General features: G+C 69.0%; 11 protein-coding genes. 4 read left to right on the plus strand and 7 right to left on the minus strand.

Features of this window, described 5'->3' with window-relative positions; genetic code table 11:
• The first annotated feature begins 88 nt into the window (after positions 1-88).
• Complete coding sequence (gene dinG / locus E5790_RS10960) at positions 89-2,191, plus strand: ATP-dependent DNA helicase DinG (RefSeq protein WP_049404916.1); 2,103 nt, start codon at positions 89-91, stop codon at positions 2,189-2,191.
• 105 nt (positions 2,192-2,296) lie between these two features.
• Here the strand turns inward: dinG and ilvD are convergent, their stop codons facing one another.
• Complete coding sequence (gene ilvD / locus E5790_RS10965; RefSeq protein ID WP_032959069.1) at positions 2,297-4,135, minus strand: dihydroxy-acid dehydratase; 1,839 nt, start codon at positions 4,133-4,135, stop codon at positions 2,297-2,299.
• A gap of 409 nt (positions 4,136-4,544) precedes the next feature.
• Here ilvD and E5790_RS10970 point away from each other — a divergent pair, with 409 nt between their 5' ends.
• From E5790_RS10970 to E5790_RS10980, 3 genes are read left to right on the plus strand one after another with little or no spacing between them, the layout of a single operon-like run.
• The gene (locus E5790_RS10970; protein WP_005420172.1) at positions 4,545-5,117 is read left to right on the plus strand and encodes a DUF1190 domain-containing protein; all 573 of its coding nucleotides are present in this window, start codon (positions 4,545-4,547) and stop codon (positions 5,115-5,117) included.
• Positions 5,118-5,124: 7 nt separating this feature from the next.
• On the plus strand, positions 5,125-6,303 hold the full coding sequence (locus E5790_RS10975; RefSeq protein ID WP_032957032.1) for a glutathionylspermidine synthase family protein: 1,179 nt from the start codon (positions 5,125-5,127) through the stop codon (positions 6,301-6,303).
• Positions 6,303-6,962, plus strand: coding sequence for a hypothetical protein (locus E5790_RS10980; protein ID WP_032957033.1), 660 nt, complete (start codon positions 6,303-6,305; stop codon positions 6,960-6,962). Before E5790_RS10975 ends, E5790_RS10980 begins: the two co-directional genes overlap by 1 nt.
• Before the next feature lie 572 nt (positions 6,963-7,534).
• Here E5790_RS10980 and E5790_RS10985 read toward each other — a convergent pair.
• The 6 genes from E5790_RS10985 to E5790_RS11010 are packed head-to-tail and all read right to left on the minus strand — an operon-like array spanning position 7,535 to position 14,278.
• Entirely contained in the window at positions 7,535-8,833 is a 1,299-nt protein-coding gene (locus E5790_RS10985; protein ID WP_014648783.1) for a DUF58 domain-containing protein, read from the minus strand.
• Complete coding sequence (locus tag E5790_RS10990) at positions 8,830-9,816, minus strand: MoxR family ATPase (RefSeq protein WP_014648782.1); 987 nt, start codon at positions 9,814-9,816, stop codon at positions 8,830-8,832. The genes E5790_RS10985 and E5790_RS10990 overlap by 4 nt, the downstream gene beginning before the upstream one ends.
• Complete coding sequence (locus E5790_RS10995) at positions 9,813-10,997, minus strand: DUF4350 domain-containing protein (protein ID WP_032957038.1); 1,185 nt, start codon at positions 10,995-10,997, stop codon at positions 9,813-9,815. The genes E5790_RS10990 and E5790_RS10995 overlap by 4 nt, the downstream gene beginning before the upstream one ends.
• Complete coding sequence (locus E5790_RS11000; protein WP_049404932.1) at positions 10,994-12,610, minus strand: DUF4129 domain-containing protein; 1,617 nt, start codon at positions 12,608-12,610, stop codon at positions 10,994-10,996. Before E5790_RS11000 ends, E5790_RS10995 begins: the two co-directional genes overlap by 4 nt.
• The gene (locus tag E5790_RS11005) at positions 12,600-13,592 is read right to left on the minus strand and encodes a stage II sporulation protein M (RefSeq protein WP_014648779.1); all 993 of its coding nucleotides are present in this window, start codon (positions 13,590-13,592) and stop codon (positions 12,600-12,602) included. Before E5790_RS11005 ends, E5790_RS11000 begins: the two co-directional genes overlap by 11 nt.
• A complete protein-coding gene (locus E5790_RS11010; protein ID WP_014648778.1) occupies positions 13,589-14,278 on the minus strand; it encodes an RDD family protein in 690 nt (229 codons plus the stop codon). Before E5790_RS11010 ends, E5790_RS11005 begins: the two co-directional genes overlap by 4 nt.
• Positions 14,279-14,286 lie beyond the last annotated feature (8 nt).

The raw sequence follows: 14,286 nt of genomic DNA on the forward strand, positions 1-14,286 counted from the left end.
TCGCTGGCTCGTTCAGGGTGCCAGCAACAGTGAACGCGGCCGGCCATGCGACAATGACCGGCCTGATCCAGCTACGGTAGTTCCCGGCGTGACCGAAACCGTCGCCGCTCCGCGCACGCTCGATGACACCTTGAAGGACGCGATCCGCAAGGCGTACACGACGCTGCAGGCCAACACCCCCGGCTTCTCCACCCGTCGCTCGCAGAGCCAGATGATCGGCGTGGTGTCGCGCGCGCTGTCGAAAAGCGGTGGCGTTGGCGTGGTCGAGGCGCCGACCGGCGTCGGCAAGAGCCTGGGCTACCTCACCGCAGGCGTGCCGATCGCGCTGGCCACCAAGAAGAAGCTGGTGATCAGCACCGGCACCGTGGCGCTGCAGTCGCAGCTGGTCGAGCGCGATATCCCGAATTTCCTGAAGGCCACCGGCCTGGAAGCGACCGTGGCGCTGGCCAAGGGACGCACCCGCTACCTGTGCACGCGCAATGCCGCCGAGGCGCAGGGCGAGGGCTCGCAGGGCGGCATGTTCGAGGATGACGCGCCACTGTTCGACCGGCCGCTGGCGCCGATCGAGATGGACATCGCCAAACGCCTGACCGACGCCTTCACCAGCGGCAGCTGGGATGGCGATATCGACAATGCGCCGGAGACCATCAGTCCCGGCCTGCGCAGCCGCATCACCACGCCGGCCTCGGGTTGTGCCGGGCGGCGCTGCGCCTATTCGGCGCAGTGCGCGGTGCTGCGCTCGCGCAATACGGTGCGCGACGCACAGATCGTGGTCACCAACCACGCGCTGCTGCTGTCGGCGCTGTCGATCGGTGACAGCGACAACGGCCAGCCGTTGATCGCGCCACCCTCGGACATGCTGCTGGTGCTGGACGAAGGCCATCACATCGGCAACGTGGCGATCGACCAGGGCGCGGCCAGCCTCGCGCTGGACGAGATGGCCAAGCGCACCGGCCGCCTGCAGATCCTGATCGCCGGTGCGTACCGCGCGGTCGACAAGGACCGGCTGGGCAACCTGCTGCCCAACGAAGCGATCGAAGTCGCCAGCAACGTGGCCAAGCAGCTGCGCGCGTTCCGTGATCACATCGAGCGGGTGTGGATGCCGGCGCCGGCGGACGAAGAGCCGATGTGGCGCGCGGCCAATGGACGCCTGCCCGAGGCCTGGCGCGAGCCGATCGAGGCACTGGCCGACGATACCCGCAGCCTCTACAACTGGGCGCATGCGGCCACCACGCAGGTGGCCAAGGGCAAGCCGGACGATGCCGCGCGCGAGCGCCTGCAGCGCAACCTGGGCATGGCGCTGGAGATGATCGAGCAGCAGTACAACCTGTGGCAGGCGTGGCGCCGCGAAGACAAGGACGGCGCGCCGCCGATGGCGCGCTGGGTGACTGCCACCCGCGATGGCGACCTGGTGCTGCACGGTTCGCCGGTGTCGGCCGCGCACGTGCTGCGCAAGCTGCTGTGGGATGAAGTGGACTCGGTGGTGATGACCTCGGCGACGCTGACCGGCGGTGGCGACTTCCAGGCGCTGGCGATCGACAACGGCATTCCGGAAGAGGCCGAGATGGTCTCGCTGTCGTCGCCGTTCGACCTGCCCAACCAGGCCGAACTGATCGTGCCGAAGTTCCCGGTCACGCCGGACGACCGCGAAGGCCACCCGCGCGAAGTGGCGCGCTACCTGGACACCGAACTGGACTGGGCCAAGGGCTCGATGGTGCTGTTCACCTCGCGCTGGAAGATGGAGAAGGTGGCCGGGCTGATGCCGGCCGCGCGCCGCAAGCAGGTGCTGGTGCAGGGCGAGATGTCCAAGACCCGGCTGATCGAGGAACACCTGCGGCGTGTCGAGGCAGGCGAGGGCTCGGTGCTGTTCGGCCTGAACTCGTTCGGCGAGGGCCTCGACCTGCCCGGCGAGGCCTGCACCACGGTGGTGATCACCCAGGTGCCGTTCGCCGTGCCGACCGACCCGCAGACCGCCACCCTCAGCGAGTGGTTCGAGGGACGCGGGCTCAACGCGTTCAACCTGATCGCCATTCCGCATGCGCTGCGCACGCTGACCCAGTTCGCCGGCCGCCTGATCCGCACCTCCACCGACACCGGCCGCGTGGTCATTCTTGATTCGCGGCTGCTGACCCGCCGCTACGGCAAGCGCATCATCGACGCGCTGCCCCCGTTCAAGCGCGTGATCGGCTGAAAAAAGGGGACGGAGGGGATTAAGTCGTTTGAGGCACAAACGACTTAATCCCCTCCGTCCCCTTTTCCCAGATGGCGGCCAGCGGCCGGCACTACCGGATCGGCATCAATCGCCGAGCAGGGCGGTGTTGCGTACGGCGCCCTTGTCGGCGCTGGTGGCCAGCAGGGCGTAGGCCTTCAACGCGCTGGTGACCTTGCGCGGGCGTGGCGCGCGCGGTTTCCAGCCACGCGCGTCGGCGTCGGCGCGGCGCTGGGCCAGCGTGGCCTCATCCAGCAGCAGGTCGATGCGGCGGGCCGGGATGTCGATGCGGATGCGGTCGCCGTTCTCCACCAGACCGATGACACCGCCGCTGGCGGCTTCCGGCGAGACGTGGCCGATCGACAGGCCCGAGGTGCCGCCGGAGAAGCGGCCATCGGTCAGCAGCGCGCACTGCTTGCCCAGTCCTTTCGATTTCAGGTAGCTGGTGGGGTACAGCATCTCCTGCATGCCCGGGCCGCCCTTCGGCCCTTCGTAGCGGATCACCACTACCTCACCCGGTTGCACCTCGTCGGCGAGGATGCCGGCGACGGCGGCGTCCTGGCTTTCATAGACACGCGCGGGGCCTTCGAACACGTGGATCGATTCGTCCACGCCGGCGGTTTTCACCACGCAGCCATCCACGGCCAGATTGCCACGCAGCACGGCGAGGCCGCCTTCCAGTGAGTACGCATGCTGCAGCGAGCGGATGCAGCCCTCGGCGCGGTCCATGTCCAGGGTCGGCCAGCGCGTGGCCTGGCTGAAGGCCTCCTGGGTGGGGATGCCGGCCGGGCCGGCCTTGAAGAAGGCATGCAGGGTGTCGTTGTCACTGCGCACCACGTCCCAGCGTTCCAGCGCGTCGGCCAGGCTGGCGCTGTGCACGGTCGGCACCGTGGTATCGAGCAGGCCGGCGCGGTCCAGCTCACCGAGGATGCCGAACACGCCGCCGGCGCGGTGCACATCCTCGATGTGGTACTTCGGCGTGTTCGGCGCCACCTTGCACAGCTGCGGCACGCGCCGCGACAGCGCGTCGATGTGGGTCAGGTCGAAGTCGACCTCCGCCTCCTGTGCTGCGGCCAGCAGATGCAGGATGGTATTGGTGGAGCCGCCCATGGCGATGTCCAGGGTCATCGCATTGGCGAACGCGGCCTGGGTGGCGATGCCGCGCGGCAGTGCGCTGGGGTCTTCGCCGCCATACCAGCGATGGCAGAGTTCGACGATCAGGCGGCCGGCGCGGCGGAACAGCGCCTCACGGTCGGCGTGGGTGGCCAGCGTGGTGCCGTTGCCGGGCAGCGACAGGCCCAGCGCCTCGGTCAGGCAGTTCATCGAGTTGGCGGTGAACATGCCCGAGCAGGAACCGCAGGTGGGGCAGGCGCTGCGCTCGAACGCTGCGACTTTCTCGTCGGAGGCGCTGTCATCGGCGGCCACCACCATCGCATCGACCAGGTCCAGCTTGTGCTCGGACAGCCTGGTCTTGCCCGCTTCCATCGGCCCGCCGGAGACGAACACCACCGGGATGTTCAGGCGCAGCGCGGCCATCAGCATGCCGGGGGTGATCTTGTCGCAGTTGCTGATGCACACCAGCGCGTCGGCGCAGTGCGCGTTGACCATGTACTCCACGGCGTCGGCGATGATCTCGCGGCTGGGCAGCGAATACAGCATGCCGTCGTGGCCCATCGCGATGCCGTCGTCCACGGCGATGGTGTTGAATTCCTTGGCGACGCCGCCGACCTGTTCGATCTCGCGCGCGACCAGCTGGCCGAGATCCTTCAGGTGCACGTGGCCGGGCACGAACTGGGTGAAGGAGTTGGCGATGGCGATGATCGGCTTGTGGAAGTCGCCGTCCTTCATGCCGGTGGCGCGCCAAAGGGCGCGGGCGCCGGCCATGTTGCGACCGGCGGTGGAGGTGCGGGAACGGTATTCGGGCATGGCGGGCGGAACGGGCGGGCCGTACGACGTGGGGGTCAGCCGATCATGGCCAATTTTTTCGGTTGCTGCTGCAACCACCTTCACCGCTTGCAGCGGCTTGGCGGTCCGCGCATTTCCCCTTATCCCCGCGCCTTCGGCGCGCCCCCCTTGAACAACAAGGGGGCTTCTTGCCGGAGACTTGGCTGCGCGCGCCGGGCATGACCGGGCGCCGCGGGATGTGTGCCAACCAAGGTTGGCACCTACCAGAGCGGTGCGTCGCTTGGGGTCGGATCCCATCGCGGCGCGATGGGCTCTGACCCCAATGCCGACGAAAATGAAAGTCCGTTCATCTTTCGCACTTTGCCGATTCCGGTTGCTGGCCCGGATTTGGCATCATTGGGGCATTGATCCGTCGACAGGGCATGAGGCCATGAAACGTTCCCGCACCACCGCGCTGCTGCTGATGAGCGCCGCGCCGCTGCTGTTCACCGCCTGCCAGAAGGAGCCGGAGGTGAAGGTGCAGGAAGGCCTGTATACCTCGGTGGAGGCCTGCACCGAGGCCACCGGCGATCCGTCGTCGTGCCGCAATGCGTTCGCTGAAGCGCAGAAGCAGGCCGCCGATGCGGCGCCGAAGTACGCCAGCAAGGAAGCCTGCGAGAAGGACTACAAGCCGGAACAGTGCGTGCAGCAGCACACCTCGGCCGGTACCTCGTTCATCGGCCCGATGATGATGGGCTTCTTCATGTCGCAGATGCTGAGCAACCGCGGCGGCCTCGCCCCGCAGGCGCCGGCGTCGGCACCGGCTTACCAGGACAAGAATGCGGGTTGGGCGCGCCCGGCACCGGGCGGCACCGGTGGCCTGAACACCGCCAGCGGCATCGGTGCTGGCAAGGCCGGCCTGGCCCCGGTCACCAGCGAGCCGAACCGTGCGGTCACTGCCAGCCGTGGTGGCTTCGGCAACACCAGCGCACGCCGCAGCACCAGCGGCAGCTACGGCGGCTGATCAACCCATGCAGCGCATCCGGATTGCCGAGCGTGCCCAGTGGCGGGCGCGCGCGGAAGAGGCGGGTTTCCGCTTCCACACCATCGACGGCCAGCCGTACTGGGATGAACGCGCGTATTACGCCTTCACCCTGCGCCAGATCGAACAGGACATCGAAGACCCCAGCGCCGAGCTGCACCAGATGGCGCTGGATCTGGTCGGTGATGTCATCGGCAGCGAACGCTTGATGGACCAGCTGGCGATTCCGTCGCACTACCGCGACTGGATCGCCGACAGCTGGCGCCAGCGCCAGCCGCACCTCTATGGCCGCCTGGACCTGGCCTACGACGGTACCGGCCCGGCCAAGCTGTACGAATTGAACTACGACACGCCGACCTCGCTGTTCGAAGCCAGCTTCTTCCAGTGGCAGTGGCTGGAAGACCAGCGCAATGCCGGCCGCCTGCCGCAGCATGCCGACCAGTTCAACGCCATCCACGAAGCGCTGGTCGAGCGTTTCGGCGACCTCGCCACACAGCTGCCGCCGCCGCTGTACTTCAGCGCGGTCGGCAGTTCGGAGGAAGACCGCGGCACGGTCGAGTACCTGCGCGACTGTGCGTCGCAGGCCGGCCTGCATGGCCAGGCCATCGCCATCGAGGACATTGGCCTGTCCGAGGACGGACGCTTCACCGCGCTGGACGATTCGGTGATCGGCACGCTGTTCAAGCTGTATCCGCTGGAAGACCTGATGGCCGAGGAATTCGGCCGCGCGCTGCCCGGTTCGGGCGTGCAGCTGCTGGAACCGGCCTGGAAGGCGGTGCTGAGCAACAAGGGCATCCTGCCGCTGCTGTGGCAGCGCAACGTGGGCCATCCGAACCTGCTGGAAGCGCATTTCGATGACGGCAGCACGCTGGCGTCGGGCTGGGTACGCAAACCGCTGTTCTCGCGCGAAGGCGCCAACATCGAGATGCACCTGGCCGATGGCAGCACCCAACGCAGCGACGGTCCCTACGACGGCCCGGCGATCATCCAGCGTGCGCATCCTCTCACCCGCTTCGAAGGCGGCTATCCGCTGATCGGCAGCTGGGTGATCGGTGACCATGCCTGCGGCATCGGCATCCGCGAGGATGACAGCGCGATCACCCGCGACAGTGCGCGCTTCGTGCCGCACGCGATCGTCGACGAGGCGCCGACGCGGATCTACGTCTGATGACGGTGCGGCGCAATCGCGACCTGCGGCCTGCGCCGCTGCCGGGCCGGCATCTGGATGACGGCCACGCCCTGTGGCGCTATTCGGACCGCATCGCGGTGCGCTGCCACCGCTGCGATACGCCCGGCTGGGTGGTGCGGACGCCGGAATCGCGACGTTTCCGCTGCCTGGGCTGCAGCGCAGCCCTCGACAGTGGATGCGGCTGCGGTTGCTGTGCCGCGGGCGACTGGGTCGGGCCCGTGCGCTACAGCGGCTATCGTCCCTGCGGATACTGCGGGCACAAATGGGTCCGCGCCGAGCTGCACCGTGCGCGTGCAGTGTCGCCGTTGCGGACGCTGGCGGCGGACTGCAGTCAGTGCGGACGCAGCAGCGAGGTGGAGGTCACGTTGTCGCGATGGCGTGGCAATGAGGCGATCGATCCGCATTTTGGCTTGCCGCTGCGGCTGGTCGAAAAGACTGCGGCCGGCGTGCTGTGGGCCTACAACGAAGCCCATCTGCAGGCACTGCACGACTACGCTGCCGCGCCTCTGCGCGAGCGCGCGGGCGTTACCAACGGTTCGATGTTCTCGCGCCTGCCGCAGTGGATGAAGCTGGGCCGCAACCGGGTGCTGCTGCAGCGTGCGGTGGAGCGGTTGCAACGTCGGTTGCTTCAGGGGTAGTGCCGGCCGCTGGCCGGCAACCGGTTTTGGTAGATGCCGACCTCGGTCGGCGCTGTGGATTTCGTGCCAACCAAGGTTGGCACCTACCAGGGCGATGCATCGGTTGCCGCAGGGGTAGTGCCGGCCGCTGGCCGGTAACCGCCGTTGGTAGATGCCGACCTTGGTCGGCGCTGTGGGCGGGCCAACCAAGGTTGGCACCTACCAGGGCGATGCGGCGGTTGTTGCAGGGGGTAGTGCCGGCCGCTGGCCGGTAACCGCCGTTGGTAGATGCCGACCTTGGTCGGCGCTGTGGGCGGGCCAACCAAGGTTGGCACCTACCAGGGCGATGCGGCGGTTGTTGCAGGGGGTAGCGCCGGCCGCTGGCCGGCAACCGGTTTTGGTAGATGCCGACCTCGGTCGGCGCTGTGGGTTCGTGCCAACCAAGGTTGGCACCTACCAAGGCGATGCGGCGGTTGTTGCAGGGGGTAGCGCCGGCCGCTGGCCGGCAACCGGTTTTGGTAGATGCCGACCCTGGTCGGCGCTGTGGATTCCGTGCCAACCAAGGTTGGCACCTACCAGAGCGATCGCGGGTATCAGAGCAGCCCTTCGCGCTTCACCGCCAGATAGCGTTCCACCAGCGCGCCGGGCAGGGCATCGGCGGTCACGTCCAGCACCATCACCTTTTCGCTGCGCAGGGCCTCATGCGCCTTCGCGCGTTGCTGCAGGTACAGCGCGGCGGCACCGGCCTGGGTGGCGTCTTCCAGTGTCTGCACCTCGCCCTCCAGTGCGCCGTCCAGCTCGCGTTCGCGCAGGCTGGCCACGCACACCAGGTGGCGCCGCTGCAGCAGGCGCACTGCCGCCAGCAGGTCTTCGATGTCCTCATCACGCACGTTGCTGACCAGCATCACCAGCGCACGCCGGCGCTGGCGCAGCGACACCTCGGTGGCGGCGGCCAGGTAATCGGTGGCCACCGCGCGTGGCTGCAGGTCGTAGCTGGCGCGCAGCAGGTGCTCGACCGTACCCATGCCGCGCTGCGGTGCCACCCAGCGGCGTTCGCCACCGGCAGCGTACAGGCCGGCAGCGTCGCCCTGGCGCAGCGCCAGGTAAGCCACCACCAGCGAGGCGTTCAAGGCATGGTCGAAGTGCGAGAGCCCGCCTTCGCTGGCCAGCATGCGCCGGCCACTGTCCAGCATCAGCAGCAGCTGCTGGTTCTTCTCGTCCTGGTATTCGCGCGAGATCAGCTTGCGCGCACGCGCGGTGGCCTTCCAGTCGAGCTGGCGCAGGCTGTCGCCGATGCGGTACTCGCGCATCTGGTGGAAATCGGTGCCTTCGCCACGGCGGCGCTTCACGTGCGCACCAACCAGCCGCGAGGCCTGGTCGGCACTGAACAATGCGAAGCGGGTGAGCGGCACGAAGTTCGGATAGACCCGCACCTCCAGCGCCGGCGGCAGCGTGCGTTGCTGCCACCACAGGCGCCACGGCGAACGCATGCGCAGGTGCACCCCCTCGAAGCGGAAGTGCCCACGCTGCAGCGGCTGCAGGTGGTAGTGCAGGGTGGACGCCGTACCGGCCTGCAGGCGCACGCGCTGCGGCAGCGCTTCCAGCGGCCAGCCGCCGGGCACCAGGTCGAACACCTGCACCGTCATCGATTGCTCGGCCTGCAGGCGCAGCGCCGCCTCGCGGCGCACGCCCAGCGCCAGCGCTTCGGGCAGCTCGCGCTGTACCTGCGGCGACGGACGCCGCGACTGCCGCCACAGATCCCACAAGGCGGGCAGCGCGATGACGACGGCTGCCAGCGCCCAGCTCCAGCGCGGCAGCCACCCGCCCAGCACCAGGCCGCCCAGGGCAGCCCAGGCCAGCAGCAGCGCCAGCAGCAGCGGGGCCGGTCTCATCGGCGCGGTGCTTCCACCTTGGCCAGCAGCGCGCCCAGCACGTCGTCGGCGTCCTGGCCTTCGATCTGCAGCTCCGGGGCCAGTGCAATGCGGTGGCGCAGCGCCGGGCGCGCAATGTCGCGCACGTCGTCCGGCGTGACGAAGTCACGGCCGGCCAGCACCGCCTGCGCGCGCGAGGCACGCACCAGCGCGATGCTGCCGCGGGGGCCAGCGCCGACCGCGATGCCCGGCCACTGCCTCGTGGCCGCCACAATCCGCACCGCGTAGTCGATCACTTCGTCATCGACGGTGATCGCCGCGGTCGCGCGCTGCAGTTCCAGCAGCTCGCCGGCCCCCAATACACGCGGCACCTGGCTCAGGTCGAAATCGCTGGCGGCACGGCCACTGGTGATCGCGGTCACCATGCGCTTCTCGTCCTCCAGCTGCGGGTAGTCGATCAGCACCTTCAGCAGGAAGCGGTCCAGCTGTGCTTCCGGCAACGGGTAGGTGCCTTCCTGTTCCAGCGGGTTCTGCGTGGCCAGCGCCATGAACGGCGGCGCCAGGGTGAAGGCCTTGCCTTCGATGGTCACCTGGCCTTCCTGCATCACTTCCAGCAGGGCCGACTGGGTCTTGGCCGGGGCACGGTTGATCTCGTCGGCCAGCAGCAGGTTGGTGAACACCGGGCCGCGACGGATCTTGAAGCTCTCGCTCTTCGGGTCGTACACCGCGTGGCCACTGACGTCGCTGGGCATCAGGTCGGGGGTGAACTGCACGCGCCCGTAGTCCAGCTCCAGGGCCTGTGCCAGTGCACGCACCAGCAGGGTCTTGCCCAGACCGGGCACGCCTTCGATCAGCACGTGGCCACCGGCCAGCAGCGCCACCAGGATCTGGTCCAGTACATCGGCCTGGCCGATGAAGGCGTGTCCAACGGCGGTGCGGATGGCATCGACGCGTTCGATCAGGCGGGCGTTGGCGGCCGCCGGCAGCTCGGGGACTTCGGTCATAGCAGGGATCTCATCTGGAGCAGCAAGCGGATGCGCTCGCGCAGGGCGGAGGAATCGTGCGGTGGCGGGGGCGTGAGCGCGCTGGCAACACGGCCTTGCGGCCATTTCAGCAGCTCGGCGATGGCCTGATCGCGCGGCGCACCGTCCAGTGCAGCGGCTACCGGTGCGCGCAGGCGCAGGCGATGCAGGAACAGGGCGAACACGGCGTCGTACAGGCGCGTGCCGTGGCCGAAGCGCAGCAGCAGCTCGCCACTGGCACGCACGTGCTCCAGCAGCGAGCGGCGTTCCAGCACCGGCGACGGCAGCAGGCTGCCGAAGCGCTGCGAGCGGGCCCACAACCAGCCCAGCAGGGCCAGCAGCAGCGGCGCCCACAGCGGCCAGCCCTGGTAGAACAGGCGCGCCCACAGTGACGGCGGGCGGCTGGCATAGACCAGCCAGAACGCACCCTTGCCGTAATTCGGGTCGAGCAGGTAACGGGTCAGGTCGCGGTGCGAGAGATCGTGCAGGCCATCACTGGCCTTGCCCGCGGCCGACGCCAGGCGTGCCGCCGGCGAATCCACCTCGCCGCGCATGAATTCCATGTCGGCCAGCACGCTCACCTTGCCCTGGCCATGGTGCAGGCGTGCGAACACCAGGCTGTGCTCGTTGCCCCAGCGCCGTTCGGCCCGCGCATTGGCGGCAAAGCCCAGCGTGAAGCGACGGCCGCCGCAGAACTCGACGTGGCTGGGATCATCGATGACGTGGAATGGCTGGCAGTCGCTCTGCTGATACAGGCTGTCCACGCCCAGCTGGTCCAGCAGGGGCCCCTGCGTGCTGCTGGCGTCGTCCTCGGCGGGCGGCGGCGTACGCACCAGCAGATGGCCACCACCATCAACCCAGGCCAGCAGGGCCCTGGCCGCCGGTGCCGGCAGTTCGCTGCTGTCCTGCAGCAGCACTACCGTATCGTGCGGGCCCAGCGCCATCTGCTGCAGGTCCAGCCGCGGCCGCGAGTGCACCTCGATGCCATCGGCACGCAGGGCCTGGCCCAGCACGTACAGCGGGTTGTAGCCAGCTTCGCCCTGCGGCGGCAGCTGCACGGTCTCGGTCACGCGTTCGTGCGTGCGCAGGTAAAGGATCGTCAGCGGCACGCCGAACAGCACCAGCGCGCCCAGCAGCAGCGACCAGAACAGGCGCGGACTCATGCCAGCCACCTGTACTGCCGGCGCAGGGTATCGGCCAATGCATCGAAATCGGCGCGGCTGGGCAGGCGGCCACCGTAGGCGGCGTACTGCCACATGCGCACGATGCGCGCGAACAGGTCACGGTCGGTGGCATCGGGCATGCGCCGCGACGCGCGCAGGCATTGCGCTTCGGTAGCACCGGGCGGAAGCGCGATGCCGCTGCGCTCGCCCACCGTGCGCACGCTGGCGCGGTACAGCAGGGCCAGCGCCTGCCGCGGCCGCCCCTGGTCCCACAGCAGGCCGGCCTGGGTGGCCACGTCCGGCGGCAGCACGACCGGCAGTTCCACCGGTTCTTCCACTACCTGCGGTGCGGCCTCGGCCTTGCGCCGGCCACTGCCGCGCAGCCACGGCAGCCACAGCCGTGCGGTCAACAGCAGCACCAGCAGCAGGACGCCCAGCAGGCCCCACAGGCCCCACTCGGCCAGGCGTGCCAGCCAGGCGATGCCGTCCTTGCGCGCTTTGCGTTCACCCTTGCTGTTGGTGTCACGCTGCAGCTGCTTGTCTTCCTTCTTTTTTTCCTCGGCCTGCTCGATCGGCTTCCAGCGCGTGACCTGGCGGGTCGGGCGCTGCAGCGGGTCCTCATAGGCGCGGTTAACCGCCTGGCGGAAGCCAGCGGTGTCCACTGGCGCTGCACCGAAGATCATGGCCGGTGCATTGGCCGGATCGTTCGCCGCAGTGGCCGGTTCCTCCGCGCTGTCCTCGTCCTCTCCGGCATCGTCCGCCTGTTCTGCGGCCGTCTGCGCGTCCTGCGCATGCACTGGCGCGGAGGCCAGCGGCAGGGCAAGGCACAGCAGCAGCGCCAGCGTCGATGCCGCCGGCAGCAGCCGCTCGCGCAGGCGGCGCAGGGCGATCTCCACGTCCCACGCTTCCATCTGCGTGCGCCGGTTCAAGTACAGGCCGAAGCCGGCGCCGACGTAGAACGGACCGATCAGCACCGAGGCCAGCCAGCACGCCAGGTTGAAGCCGGCCCGCGCCCAGGCGGGTGTGTCCTGGCCGATCATGTCCCACGCGGCACGCCATGATTCGGACATCAGCTCCAGCGGCATGAACATGAACACCGCGCCGATCGCACCGGACACCAGCACCGCTTCGAACGCCATGCAGGCCACGGTCAGCACGGCGGCGGCACCCGCCGCACCAGCGGCCACAGCGCGGCGGCGTGCACCGCGCTGGGCCGGCGCATTGCCCTCCAGCAGGTTCACCGGCAGGCACAGGCTGCGCAGCACGCTGAAACGGCGCCAGCCCAGGTAGCCCCAGAAACCTGCATTGCCCCAGCTGCGTTGCGCGCGCAGGGCCGCCAGCGTACCGACCGGCTCGCCGAAGATGCCACGCGACAGCACGTACAGCGGCGCCCGTTCGAACAGCGGCTTGCACCACCACATCGCCAGCCACGCCCAGCCGAATGCATCCAGCCACCAGCCCAGCGCGTTGAAGACCACGAACAGCGGCGCACTGGCCAGCAGCCAGCTGCCCCATACCGCGCGTGCGTGGCGGCGCGACAGGGCACTGCCCAGCTCCATTGCTTCCCAGCCGCTGCGCGCGCGCAGCACCACGTCCAGGTGGTCAATGCGCATGGCCGCCTCCGCGTCCGCCGCGCCACAGCCACAGCAGCACGCCGGCCCACAGCATGCCGGCCACGCTGAACTTGCCCCACGCCGGCACGTCGGCAATCGACGACCAGAAGGCTTCGATGAACGCGGCCACCAGCAGCATGAACGCCACGCCCAGGCACAGGCGCGCACCGATGCGGCCACCCTCGACCAGTGCATCCAGGCGGCTGCGCCGGCCGGGTGCCAGCAGTTTCATGCCCAGCTGCAGGCCGGCACCGCCGGCGATCACGATCGCGGTCAGCTCGAAGGCACCATGGCCTGCGACGAAGCGCCAGAACGGATCACCATGGCCGATGTGCTGCAGGTGGCCCGCCACCGAACCGATGATCACGCCGTTGAACAGCAGCACCAGCAGCGTGCCCAAGCCGGCCAGCAGGCCGCTGGCGAAGGTACGCAGGGCGATGCTGATGTTGTTGAGGATGTAGTGGCCGAACATCATCCAGTCGGTGCCGCTGTCGCGTCCCAGGCGCTCGGCGGCCGGATCGTACATGCGCTCCATCTCGGCGATCTGGCGGTTGTCCATCACCATGTGGATCAGGTCCGGATAGACCTGCACCAGCACGAAGCAGGCCAGCGCCGGCAGCGCGAACATCGCCAGCGCCACCCACATGCTGCGCGCCTGGCTGCGCACCAGCAACGGGAAGTCGGCCACCAGGAATTCCAGCGCACCGCGCCAGCGCGTCGGCGGCGTGCGGTACAGCACGCTGTGGCCCTGCTGCATCAACTGCTGCAGGCGCTGCACCAGCTGCGGGCTGTAGCCGCGCTCGCGGGCCAGCGCCAGCTGCTGGCACAGGCGCCGGTAGCGCTGCGGGAAGGCGGTATCGTCCAGCGCGAGCGCGCTGGCCTTGCGCCGCGTGCGGCGCGAAGCACCGGCGCGCAGCAGCAGCCAGTGTTCCAGGTCCTGCCATTCCTGCTGGTAGCGGGCGACGAACTGTTCCTGCTTCATCGCCGCCCCAGCAGCCAGTTGGCCATGGCATACAGGCGCAGCACGCCGACCTGGCCGTGGGTGCCGGTCAGTGGCTCGGCAATGCCGGCCAGTTCCTGCTGGCGTGCCGCCGACAGCCGCGGCGCGCGCTCGGCGAAGGCCATCAGCGCCGCCTGTTCTTCCGGTCGCAGCGGCTGCGGCGGGGCCAGCACGCTGTCGATGGTGGGCGGAGGCGGCAGGTACAGCACCGGTGCATGCACCACCACGGTACCGGCCACCAGGTCGCCGAGGCGGCGGCCGTGGGAATCGAACAGGCTGCTGATCAGGCCCAGTGCATAGCCGAACGGCAGCATGTCCACGGTGCGCAGCAGGTTGCGGGTGATGGCGGCCATCCAGCCCACCGGCGCGCCATCGCGCGCGAGCACGTGCAGGCCCAGTGCGCGCTTGCCCAGGGTGCGGCCCCACCGCGCTTCGCAGACGATCGGGTAGGCCCAATAGACCAGGAACATCAGCACCAGGCCGAGCCCGGAGCCGAACGAATCCAGCAGTGCCAGCGGAATCGACATCAGCACCAGCACCGCGATGCGCACGCCCAGATCGATCAGCCAGGCCATCGCCCGGGGCACCGGGCCGGCCGCCGGCAACTGCAGCGGCACACCCTCCGGCGTCACCACCTCGCGGTAGGTATCGAGCATCGGTGCGGCCATCAGTGCGA

It is taken from the genome of Stenotrophomonas sp. PAMC25021 (genome assembly GCF_004795795.1).
GTDB classification, from domain to species: domain Bacteria; phylum Pseudomonadota; class Gammaproteobacteria; order Xanthomonadales; family Xanthomonadaceae; genus Stenotrophomonas; species Stenotrophomonas muris.

Excerpts from the sequence above, each read along its gene's own strand:
- E5790_RS10985 (WP_014648783.1), bottom strand. The coding sequence starts at position 8,833 with ATGAGACCGGCCCCGCTGCTGCTGGCGCTGCTGCTGGCCTGGGCTGCC.
- E5790_RS11005 (WP_014648779.1), bottom strand. The coding sequence starts at position 13,592 with ATGAAGCAGGAACAGTTCGTCGCCCGCTACCAGCAGGAATGGCAGGAC.
- E5790_RS10975 (WP_032957032.1), top strand. The coding sequence starts at position 5,125 with ATGCAGCGCATCCGGATTGCCGAGCGTGCCCAGTGGCGGGCGCGCGCG.
- E5790_RS10995 (WP_032957038.1), bottom strand. The coding sequence starts at position 10,997 with ATGAGTCCGCGCCTGTTCTGGTCGCTGCTGCTGGGCGCGCTGGTGCTG.
- E5790_RS11000 (WP_049404932.1), bottom strand. The coding sequence starts at position 12,610 with ATGCGCATTGACCACCTGGACGTGGTGCTGCGCGCGCGCAGCGGCTGG.
- E5790_RS10980 (WP_032957033.1), top strand. The coding sequence starts at position 6,303 with ATGACGGTGCGGCGCAATCGCGACCTGCGGCCTGCGCCGCTGCCGGGC.
- E5790_RS10990 (WP_014648782.1), bottom strand. The coding sequence starts at position 9,816 with ATGACCGAAGTCCCCGAGCTGCCGGCGGCCGCCAACGCCCGCCTGATC.
- E5790_RS11010 (WP_014648778.1), bottom strand. The coding sequence starts at position 14,278 with ATGGCCGCACCGATGCTCGATACCTACCGCGAGGTGGTGACGCCGGAG.
- E5790_RS10970 (WP_005420172.1), top strand. The coding sequence starts at position 4,545 with ATGAAACGTTCCCGCACCACCGCGCTGCTGCTGATGAGCGCCGCGCCG.
- ilvD (WP_032959069.1), bottom strand. The coding sequence starts at position 4,135 with ATGCCCGAATACCGTTCCCGCACCTCCACCGCCGGTCGCAACATGGCC.